Raw genomic sequence first — 10,852 nt, forward strand, 5'->3', positions numbered from 1 at the left:
CGGACGGAGGCTTGATCTTGGTCTTGCGCGGCCACCTGGGGCTCTCGATCTCGTCGAGCATCCGCCGGATGATCGGCACCGCATCGGCGGTATAAATTTCGGACGTTACCTTGATCCAAGGCCGGAGCATTTCGCGCGGGACAACCTTGTCCGGATGCGCTGCTCGCAGCTGAGCGTGCAGATTCTTCTCAAGCCGGATTGCGACCTGACCGCTCGGCGTCGGCACCTCATCGAGGATCTCGGCTTCCACGTCTTCGCGCAAACCAAGCTGATGCCGCATACGGGAGTCCGGGTTTTTGCTGAAACCGGCTTTCACGAAGGTGCCAAACTCGGGCACCCGAAACCGCATCAGGTAGATGATGCTTTCTGCGGCAGTCCAGCACTCACCACAGGACCCGCAGTTGCCCGTTTCGATGTTAGCCGTCGCGACACGCTGCTGATGTCCGCACGCATCATGGGACAGCAGCCGGTAGTTGGCGTCGCCGTCGGGGTCTGCGCCGACGAGACTCCAACCCCACTGAGAGGCGGTGTTCTGCAGCTCCGCTTTGTAGCACGGCTCGCAATGGAAGCCGGAGTGATTGGGGACGAACCCTTCGCGCGCCAGCCGCTGGACCCGCGTCCATTGCAGGCGCTTTTCATGGTTGCACGGCAGGCGATACCAATAGTCATGCCGATGGTCGTCGTCGCGCCGCAGCAGCGTGATCCCGACGGCCCTCGCGTCTGAGTGGCGCGCGGCAAGCTGGCACGCGGCGCATGCGGGCTGCGCCGTGCGCAGCGTCTCGCATACGGCACAAAAATCTGCCGCCCCTGAGTCTCCCCATCTGCATTGGTGAGCTATGCTGGGAAATGGGTGACGGGGTTTGAGTAGGCGGCGTATCGTGGCGGGTGATCAAGCCTGCCAGAACTTCCAGAAGGAACGATACGCCATGAAGAACGATACAGACATCATCGCCCTGCGTCAGCCGGAATCTGTGGATGACCCGCTGACCGAGATCGCGCGCGACGGGGCGCGACGGATGCTGGCGGCCGCGCTTAGGGCAGAGGCCGACGCCTTCGTCGCGCAGCATGCCGAAGAGACCCTGCCGGACGGCCGCCAGCGGATTGTGCGACACGGTTACGGGCCGGAGCGCAGCATCCAGACCGGGATCGGCGCGCTCGACGTGTAGCGCCCGAAGGTGCGCGACCGCGCCACCGATGCCCCGGCCGAAAAGAGGGTCCGCTTCACCTCTGCGATCCTGCCGAAATGGGCGCGGCGCTCGCGCAGCCTCGATGCCCTGCTGCCCGTGCTCTATTTGCGCGGCATCTCGACGGGGGATTTCCAGGAGGCGCTGGCTGCGATCCTGGGGAAGGATGCGCCGAACCTGTCGCCGAATGTGATCTCGCGCCTGACCGGGGAGTGGAAGCAGAAATATGACTGCTGGCAACGCCGCGATCTGTCGGCCCGGCGCTATGTCTACATCTGGGCGGACGGCGTCTATCTCCAGGCTCGGATGGAGCCGCAGGCCGAGTGCATGCTGGTCATTCTCGGGGCAACGCCCGAAGGAAAGAAGGAACTCGTCGGCTTCCAGGTCGGCGTGCGCGAGAGCGCGCAGAGCTGGCGTGAGTTGTTGGTCGACATCAAGGCCCGGGGCCTCGCGGTTCCGCCGGAAATCGCAGTGATGATGATTTTCATAGCGATCCCGGTGATTGCGCCCAATATCGGGCAGATAATCATGCTGTTCGGCTCGTGGCAGGAAATTTCCATCGTCGTCGCCGCGTTCAGCTTTGCCGTCCTGGTCTGGTCGGCCTTGCGCCTGCCTGAGACGCTTCACCCTGAAGATCGGCGCGCCCTCACGTTGAGGCATACCGAACAGGCGTTCAGACTGGTCCTCACGGATCTGAGCTACCCCCCGAAAATCGGACACTGACGTAAGCTGCGATTTGTAGTCTGCTGATCTTCAACACGAAGGAGATCAGGAATGTCGAAACGGAAGCAACATCATCCAGAATTCAAAGCCAAGGTGGCGTTGGAGGCGCTGAAAGGCGAAGAGACGGTCAGCGAGTTGGCCAGTCGGTTCGGCGTGCATCCCACGATGATCCATCAATGGAAACGGGCTTTGTTGGAAGGCGCGTCTGGAGTATTTGAGCGCGGTGGCCGGAAAGCAGCGGAAGTCGATGAAGAGCAGGTCAAAGACTTGCACGCCAAGATCGGGGAGTTGGCTGTCGCCAACGATTTTTTGGCCAGAAAGCTCAAGCCTTGGACCGGCAAGTGAGGCGCAAGATGATTGAACCTAATTTGCCTGGTCTGTCTGTCGGCAAGCAATGTGCCTTGCTGTCGATCTCGCGGTCGTCGTTTTACTATGAGCCGAAGGGTGAGACCGAGATGAACCTCGATCTGATGCGGCTGATCGATAAGCAGTTCTTGGAAACACCGTTTTACGGCGTGCGTCAGATGACATGGCATCTGCGCAATGAGGAGCACCTCGTGAATGAGAAGCGGATCAGACGCTTGATGCGATTGATGGGCCTTATGCCGATCTACCAGAAGCCCAACACCAGCAAGGCTGCGAAAGGCCACAAGATTTACCCCTATCTGCTGCGTGGCCTGCGGGTGGACCGACCCAACCAGGTTTGGTGCCCAGACATCACATATCTGCCCATGCGACGCGGCTTCCTTTATTTGGTCGCGATCATGGACTGGCATACACGCAAGGTGCTGGCGTGGCGCATCTCAAACACGCTGGAAGCCGGGTTCTGTGTCGACGCCCACAACGAAGCGATCCACAAATACGGCTTGCCGGAGATCATGAATACGGATCAGGGCAGCCAGTTCACATCGTTTGCGTGGACAGATCGGTTACGGCGATCTGGCGTGCGCATCTCGATGGACGGCAAAGGCCGCTTTCTCGACAACATCTTTGTCGAACGACTATGGCGATCCCTAAAATACGAATGCGTCTATTTGCACGCCTGGGAAACTGGATCAGAAGCCAAGGCTGGCGTCAAAAAATGGATCGAGTTCTACAATCACAAACGCCCACATTCTGCACTTGGCGGCATGCCACCTGCCGCGGTCTATTGGCAGACAAATGAAACAAACAACCCCGATCAGCAGGTGCAAAGAGTAGCTTAATTTATCTCAGATCTTGTCCAAGGAATGGGGAGTAGCTCACCGGGCCGCACCAAAGCCGATATGTGTTGCGGCTGGACCGCGAATTTTGAACAGCTACAATGACATTCACGGTAACGCTTTGGGTCGCGTCGTTGCGGCTGGACCGCGAATTTTGAACAGCTACAATTTCCTGATTAAGCGTGCGCTTGCGTGTTTCGTTGCGGCTGGACCGCGAATTTTGAACAGCTACAATAGCGGGTATGGCGGTAACCTCACTGCGGGTGTTGCGGCTGGACCGCGAATTTTGAACAGCTACAATGATCAACGCAGCGCCCTTGTCAGGCGCCAAGTTGCGGCTGGACCGCGAATTTTGAACAGCTACAATTGCCGTGGTGTTCAAAAAGACGGACGCCGAGTTGCGGCTGGACCGCGAATTTTGAACAGCTACAATGGAGATGCTGGCAGCCGCAGGATCGCTCGAGTTGCGGCTGGACCGCGAATTTTGAACAGCTACAATAAGGGCGAGGTTGTCTGGTTCACCAAGAGGGTTGCGGCTGGACCGCGAATTTTGAACAGCTACAATCACGTCAGACTGTATCCACGTCCTAATGATGTTGCGGCTGGACCGCGAATTTTGAACAGCTACAATCGCGTGTCCGGTTTGGCCATGCTCATGCATGTTGCGGCTGGACCGCGAATTTTGAACAGCTACAATCGATCCTGAACATGAAATACTCCATCGGAAGTTGCGGCTGGACCGCGAATTTTGAACAGCTACAATTGGCAAACGAGATTGCGGCGCGCATCCATCGGTTGCGGCTGGACCGCGAATTTTGAACAGCTACAATTGGGCCTTGGGTTTATCCTGGTCGCCCTTGTTGCGGCTGGACCGCGAATTTTGAACAGCTACAATCGGAATACACCGCGCAGGCGGTCGCGTGGGGTTGCGGCTGGACCGCGAATTTTGAACAGCTACAATGTCGCGCGCACAGTGCAGGAGTATGAATGAGTTGCGGCTGGACCGCGAATTTTGAACAGCTACAATCGGGGTGTCTCAGCCATGGTGGCCTCCTAGGTTGCGGCTGGACCGCGAATTTTGAACAGCTACAATCCATCGGTCGCCCACCGCATGTTGGCACCAGTTGCGGCTGGACCGCGAATTTTGAACAGCTACAATGACCGCGCGCAGCATGGCGACGCGCTTTTGGTTGCGGCTGGACCGCGAATTTTGAACAGCTACAATCGGCGGCTTAGCCACCTCAACATCGGGTTGGTTGCGGCTGGACCGCGAATTTTGAACAGCTACAATGGCTTTGGCGCAGGTCGGGGCTGAGACGTGTTGCGGCTGGACCGCGAATTTTGAACAGCTACAATCCCGGCTGTTGGCGGATGCCAGTCGTCTTTGTTGCGGCTGGACCGCGAATTTTGAACAGCTACAATCGGTCGATGTTCTTGAACCCCTTGATGAGTGTTGCGGCTGGACCGCGAATTTTGAACAGCTACAATGCTGATTAGCAAGCCCACGCGTGACCAGCCGTTGCGGCTGGACCGCGAATTTTGAACAGCTACAATTCGTGCCGCATCTGCCGGATACGCTGGCAGTTGCGGCTGGACCGCGAATTTTGAACAGCTACAATCGGCATTGCCAGCAGCGTTTGCAGGGGACCGTTGCGGCTGGACCGCGAATTTTGAACAGCTACAATTTTCCTCAACCGCTTGACGCATGATCGCTAGTTGCGGCTGGACCGCGAATTTTGAACAGCTACAATGCATTGCGAATAGGTTCCCATCCAGTGGAGTTGCGGCTGGACCGCGAATTTTGAACAGCTACAATCGCGCTGTCCGGCTTCCGTGACTTCAAGGAGTTGCGGCTGGACCGCGAATTTTGAACAGCTACAATCCAATGATCTGGGAATGCTCCGAAAACTTGTTGCGGCTGGACCGCGAATTTTGAACAGCTACAATGACCACTCCGACACGCCGTTTTTCAGCAAAGTTGCGGCTGGACCGCGAATTTTGAACAGCTACAATCGCTCAAGGCGATGGAGCTGATCCCGGTCTGTTGCGGCTGGACCGCGAATTTTGAACAGCTACAATAACACGTCCAACGTGGTTAATCTGGATGCGGTTGCGGCTGGACCGCGAATTTTGAACAGCTACAATGCACCGCTGATTGCTTTGTCCTTTGCGCGCGTTGCGGCTGGACCGCGAATTTTGAACAGCTACAATTGGGACGATGCAGTTTTGGAGGTTACCGGGGTTGCGGCTGGACCGCGAATTTTGAACAGCTACAATGGATCAGGCGGAGGAATGGTGCGCGCGTCAGTTGCGGCTGGACCGCGAATTTTGAACAGCTACAATTTCGGCGATGAGGACCATGGTATCCCCGGCGTTGCGGCTGGACCGCGAATTTTGAACAGCTACAATTCGAGGCGATTCCGAACCGTACCCTCGACAGTTGCGGCTGGACCGCGAATTTTGAACAGCTACAATGACGGCGCTGATGATTATTTGGGCATCTGTGTTGCGGCTGGACCGCGAATTTTGAACAGCTACAATAGTGCGCCGGACAACGACTTGATGACAAAGGCATTTGTCCGGGGCATGTTGTCGGGTATCCAAGCGAATCGCATCAGAACATCACCAGTTGCTGTGGGTTTTCGCGCGCCTTTCGGCGGGCCTGGTCCGAGAAATGAACAATATCACGGTATTGCCGGTCCGTGAAGTTGAGGATCTGGACGTCGCCGGCGTCGGGAAGATGCCGCTCGATTCGGTTGACGCGGGTCGCAAACGCCTCCTTGCCGTTGACGAAACGCGCGTAGACCGAAAACTGGCTGCGCTCGAAGCCCTCATCGAGGAGGAAATTGCGGAAGGCCGTCGCGGCCTTGCGTTGCAACTTCGTCTCGGTCGGCAGATCGAACATCACTAGTATCCACATCAGTCTGTATCCCGACAAGTAGGTGACAACCGCGCTCATCGTCCCAATCCCGCCAGGGCCAGGGGATCGGGCGGAGCGGGAAGCGCGAGGTCGAGCTTTCCGGCTTCAAAGCTCTGACCAAGCGACGTTGCCAACTTCGACAGCGCGACCGAGACCGGGGATATCCCGTCGCCGAGCGGCAAATCCGTTGCGATCAGGCGGGCAAGCGCCTGTTTGGCGTCGGTATCGACCCCGGGCCCCCGGTCCTTTGCGATAGAGCGGACAGCACAGTCGACCAGCGGGCGGAAGGGCTCCATCAGATCGTCCGCGAGGGCAAACGCGTTCCCACGGTTGGAATGGAACAGGCCGATCGTCGGATGGAGACCTGCGGCCACAACGGCGCGCGCGGCGGCTGCACGCATGACGGTGTAGCCATAGTTCAGAAGGGCGTTTTCACCGCTTCCGTTCAGGTCGCGGCGAAAGTCGTCGCCCATCATCAGGGGCCAGTAGTATCGGGCAGCCCGGGCCTCGACATTGCTGGTGTCGCCGGACGTGATCTTGCGCTGCATTATGTGCAGCGGAGCGGGCGCCGCGCCGATCGCCTCGAGGGCTGCGGCCTGCATAGCAACCTTGGCGCTGACGATCCGTTTCCACGCCTGCTTCAGCAGTGGTGTCCGGGCGGTCCACTGGGCGCGCAGGCGGGCGCCTTGTGCGTGGTGACCCTCGAGCGGCATCAGGACGGATATCGGGGCATGGTTCGCGGCGCACAGCACGACGGGGACGCCACGCGCGCCGAGTTCGACCAGTAGCGACGTGGACCAGGATGTGCCGTGACCATGCACGACCACGGCGGCGATCCGGTCCAGCGGGGTGCGGCCGATCTCGGTGCCGTCTTCGGAAACCTTCAGGAAGCCGCGATCGCGCGACAGGTGGCGGCCATCGGTCGCGATATCGATGATCTGGTCCACAAGTTCCCCTTCACGCACATCCGCGAATCGTTAACTTGATGATTATATGCCGAAACTTGAATTTCCCGAAATCCGGCGCTATCCGGGCGGGCCGGGGTCGCGCACTCGGCCCATTTCATCGACATGGATGCGACGAGCCTTCGCCTTGATCAGGGGGCCTGCTCCCATCTGGATGAGACGGAATGGATCCGCTTTGTCCCGGCTGCGGGCATCGGCATTCGCCTCGGTGTGCGGTGCGATGAAGAGGCCGTTGGCAACGTCGAGTTTCTGGACATATCCGATGAGCCATTCACCGTCCCGTTCCAGCTTGACCATATCCCGCTTGAAGACCCGCAGGATTCGCTTTGCCGCCGGGTGGGGTTTTTGAACCGTCTGGGTCTGATGCGCTGCAAAGGTGGTCACCACCTGCGCCTTGATCCTGCCGTCGGGCAGGCGCCAGACTTCATAGCAGTGGTTGCTATCGCCCTTGTAGGCCTTGAACGGTATGCCTGCCCGATCCTTCACCTCGATGCGCGCGCTTTGTTGAAGCGTCTCTTCGAGCCGGACCCGGCGTAGGCCGAAATAGGGGTTGCAGGAATTGTCCGGCAGCTTCCGGGTGCGTGCGAAGTCCTGCAGTACCTGTTCGAAGGCCTTGCTTTCCAGCCCGTGTGTCACGCGCGCGAGATGGCGCTGCAGGTCGCCATCGCGGATATTCGCGCCGCGCGTGGTGATGGCGATGTCGTTCGGTTTGAGCGATGTCAGCGGCTTGCGGCTGACGACGGTTGACTCGCCGGCCAGACCGTATGCCGTTTCATTGTGAAGCTGGCCCGCGGTGCTGTCCTTGCCACGTTTGCGCGCTGCGGGGTCGATCCGGCCATGATCGGCGCGGTGGCTGACGACGATCCGCTGCACCTGCGCGGCAATGTCGGCACGAAAGTCGTCCCAGGGCGGCGTCACGGATCGCGCGACCTCTTCGGCACCTTGCAGTTCATCCCGTCTGGCCATGTCGGAGATCCGTTTGATCAGGCTGCGATCGGTGGCGGCAACGATAGCGGCGTCGATGGCATGGTGTCGGTGATCCGTGCGGTTCTTGGCCTTGACGGTGTGATCGTCGCTGTCGGTCAGCGTCTCGATCCCGTTCAGCCCCCAGTGGCGGCGCAGCATTTCCGTCAGGCGGCCCGGCACGACCCAGACGTGGCTCTTGCCGTCGCCACCGTGATATAGCGCTTCGAGATAGCTCCGCGCGATCCGCGCAAGATACTGCGTGTCCTTGAGGGCGCGGGCGGAGAAGTCCTTCTCGCCCTCGAACCGTTCCATCGCGTCGGGGGCAAAGCGCCACGCCTTGTTTTTCGGCAGGTTCTTGAGGTTGGCCTCGATGGCCTCCCATTGCGGGGTGCCACCCCACGCCTCCCACGGGGTCTTGTTCGTCTTGGCGCGGTTGGCTTCCTTGAGGCAGATCGTGCGATTTGCGAACCCGTCATCCAGGGTGCGCGAATAGGGCAGGATGTGATCGACGTCGCAGGAGCCGTCGAAGAGCATGGCTGCGCTGATACGCTTGCCGGTGTAGGGGCAAAACCGTTTCAGACAGTCGTTCGGGTTGAGATCCTCCCATAGGCGCAACAACATCCTGTTAGCTCCAGTATCCCGCTGGTTAAGTTCCTCTACAAGCTTCTTGCCACGGCCGATGGCCGCCTCGGTGTTCTTCTTGATGTCGCGCTCGACCTCCTTCTTCCGATCTTCCGACAGCTTGAGGTCGCGCGCCAGTTCGACGACGATCTCGTCCGGCTTGCCATGAACGCAGATGATCCGGTTGATCAGGCGGCGCAGCTGGTTGAGGCCGATGTGCACGGTCGGGTTGGTGATCCGACCATAGCGGGTGATCTCGTCGTCGTTCTCGTCATAGGTGCCCGGAATGACGTGCCGGTCGAGGATCCGCCCGTAATAGGGCAGTTCCGCCAGAACCTCGCCGGTGCGCCCGTCCGAATGATGCCAACCGCAGGCAGCGACGGCGTCGCTGTAGGTCATGACATCCGAGTCCAGTGCCTCCACGATCCGCTGCGTGGCAGTCGGCCCCAACCGGCCGTAACCTTCGGGCAGTGGTGCGTTGGCGGTGGCTTCGGCATGGGCCTTGTCGAGATCGTGCTGCGCCATCAGCCAGTCCACCAGCGAGGCAAATTCCGCATCGCTCTGCACCGCGCGGATACGCGCGATGATGTCCCATTGCGCCGCCCTGTCCAGCGTCGACCAGCGCGGCCCGAAACGGTCCGGATGCGACAGGCTGGCGCGCACCGGATCGCAGGCGATGGCGTCGCGGTTTGCGGTTTCCAGCGTGAAGGACTGTTCCGGGCGCAGCCCGATGACCCTGCCGAGCGCCTTGAGCTTCATCGTCATGCCCGAGAGGGTCCTGGTATGCTTCTTGTTGTCCAGCGCATGTACGATCCGGTCGCGTTCCTCCCGCGACAGCCCGCGCGCCGCCTCGCCGCGCGCAGCGACTTTCAGGCTGTTCACGGTCTCGATCAGGATGCGGCGCTGATTCAGCGGGTGCGCCGCCGGAATACGGCGCTCCTCCGTGAAAAGGCACAGGCCCACCTCGGGCGTCTTGAGCGGCCGTTGGTGAAAGATGATGGTGCCGATTTCGTCACGCAATTCGTCCGTCAGGAGTTCCGGGTAATGCGCCGCCTGCGCCGCCCAGAGTGCCGCGAATTCGTCCGCCAGATGCTTCCGGTCGGGATAGAAATCATAACCCGCCTCTTCCTTTTCGGCGTGATCGCGACGGGCGACGGTCAGGCGGGTGCGCACGGGGGGCGTGCGGCGGGGATCGGGCGCCGCAGCACGACGCATGTGCAGGAACTCGCCATAAGTCCGAGCCTTCCTGATCGCCATTCCCTCGTCCAGACGCTTGGTGGCGTCCTTGATCTTGCCGCTTTCGTTGTCGCCACGATCCGTCTTGCGGTTAGATTTGAACCCGCGCCGCTGGTTGAGGTGGAAAAGCGCGCGTCCCAGATGCGTCAGCGGCAGTTTCTCATCCAGCCCGGTCGCTCGCAGGGCGTAGGGATCGAGCGCCTCCAGCGCCCTGGCCTCGGCGGGGTCGGACGGCATCAATCCAGCTTCGGCCATCCGCTTCATCAGCGCGGCCTTGCGGCGCAGGTAGCGATCGCGGCGCCGGCGCTGGGCGCGTGCTGCGCGGCGATCGACGGCAAGGGAGGCTCCGGATTTCGGGTCGCGCCCGTCCGAGAAGATGCGCACACCGCCGTCGGCAACTTCGGTTATCTCGCCCTCGTGCGTCCTGTAGAGCCACCAGCCGATCGAGTTCGTTCCGATATCGAGACCCAGCCGCAATCCATGTTCCGAATTGAAGTCTCTCATAATGCCATAACCCATAACGAAGTTTATTGTGGGTTGATCTTCGCCCGAAAGCGAGCCAAGGTCAAGCATGGCTCGCCGGTTTGGGTGAGATTGCTGCTTGGGTCCACACCAAGGCGCCGCAAGTCGGTCGGCAATCGTCTGTCGCAAGAGAAGCTTAGCACCGGGACAAGCGGGGGTCCACACCTCGCGCCACCAATCAATCTACTTCCGCCGTTGCGCGACGACGATGAAGTTTATTGGTTGCGGCTGGACCGCGAACTTCGGACGCAAAGAACTGAAACTGCTTGACCGGCACCGATGGGCGGTTATGGTGAAGCTGTTCAAAATTCGCGGTCGAGCCGTTAACAAGCATTCGATTGCACCACATTGAAACGCAGGCTACGGCCTGCGTTTTTTGTTGGTGGCACTTGGCAAACGAAACAGGATTAACTTAGTAGGCGACGGTGGTTGTTCCGTAAGCATCCGGCGTAGGCCACAGCGAGGTCAACGTGCGTGTTGACGGTCCATTTCGATGAGCTCGCACAGGTTTTC

5 protein-coding genes, 1 pseudogene and 1 CRISPR repeat array are annotated in these 10,852 nt (G+C 59.9%); of the genes and pseudogenes, 3 read left to right on the forward strand and 3 right to left on the reverse strand.

The genetic code is table 11. The annotated features are described in order from the left end of the window. The 3 genes and pseudogenes from DC366_RS20015 to DC366_RS18700 form a co-directional block, all read left to right on the forward strand. A partial coding sequence (locus tag DC366_RS20015) for a hypothetical protein (protein WP_165802964.1) occupies window positions 1-724 on the forward strand: 724 nt, incomplete at its 5' end. A 202-nt stretch (window positions 725-926) separates the two neighbouring features. Continuing rightward, window positions 927-1,658, forward strand: a pseudogene (locus DC366_RS18695) (transposase); the annotation flags it as partial. A gap of 300 nt (window positions 1,659-1,958) precedes the next feature. After that, a protein-coding gene (locus DC366_RS18700) for an IS3 family transposase (protein ID WP_439331677.1) occupies window positions 1,959-3,112 on the forward strand; the annotation gives its coding sequence in 2 pieces (ribosomal slippage) (window positions 1,959-2,220 and window positions 2,220-3,112; 1,155 coding nt in all). A gap of 64 nt (window positions 3,113-3,176) precedes the next feature. Next, a CRISPR array of direct repeats spans window positions 3,177-5,650; the repeat unit is 36 nt; unit sequence GTTGCGGCTGGACCGCGAATTTTGAACAGCTACAAT. 73 nt (window positions 5,651-5,723) lie between these two features. Here DC366_RS18700 and cas2 read toward each other — a convergent pair. From cas2 to cas9, 3 genes are all read right to left on the reverse strand, one after another. After that, on the reverse strand, window positions 5,724-6,068 hold the full coding sequence (cas2, locus tag DC366_RS18705) for a CRISPR-associated endonuclease Cas2 (RefSeq protein WP_279305773.1): 345 nt from the start codon (window positions 6,066-6,068) through the stop codon (window positions 5,724-5,726). Then, on the reverse strand, window positions 6,065-6,976 hold the full coding sequence (gene cas1 / locus DC366_RS18710) for a type II CRISPR-associated endonuclease Cas1 (RefSeq protein WP_108693678.1): 912 nt from the start codon (window positions 6,974-6,976) through the stop codon (window positions 6,065-6,067). The genes cas2 and cas1 overlap by 4 nt, the downstream gene beginning before the upstream one ends. Before the next feature lie 78 nt (window positions 6,977-7,054). Beyond that, a complete protein-coding gene (cas9, locus tag DC366_RS18715; protein WP_243405228.1) occupies window positions 7,055-10,321 on the reverse strand; it encodes a type II CRISPR RNA-guided endonuclease Cas9 in 3,267 nt (1,088 codons plus the stop codon). Window positions 10,322-10,852: the final 531 nt, after the last annotated feature.

Source organism: Pelagivirga sediminicola (assembly GCF_003072125.1).
In the GTDB taxonomy this organism is placed as follows: Bacteria; Pseudomonadota; Alphaproteobacteria; order Rhodobacterales; family Rhodobacteraceae; genus Roseovarius; species Roseovarius sediminicola.

Bases quoted from the DNA above. Each gene is read 5' to 3' on its own strand.
- cas2 (WP_279305773.1), bottom strand. From the start codon at position 6,068: ATGAGCGCGGTTGTCACCTACTTGTCGGGATACAGACTGATGTGGATA.
- cas9 (WP_243405228.1), bottom strand. From the start codon at position 10,321: ATGAGAGACTTCAATTCGGAACATGGATTGCGGCTGGGTCTCGATATC.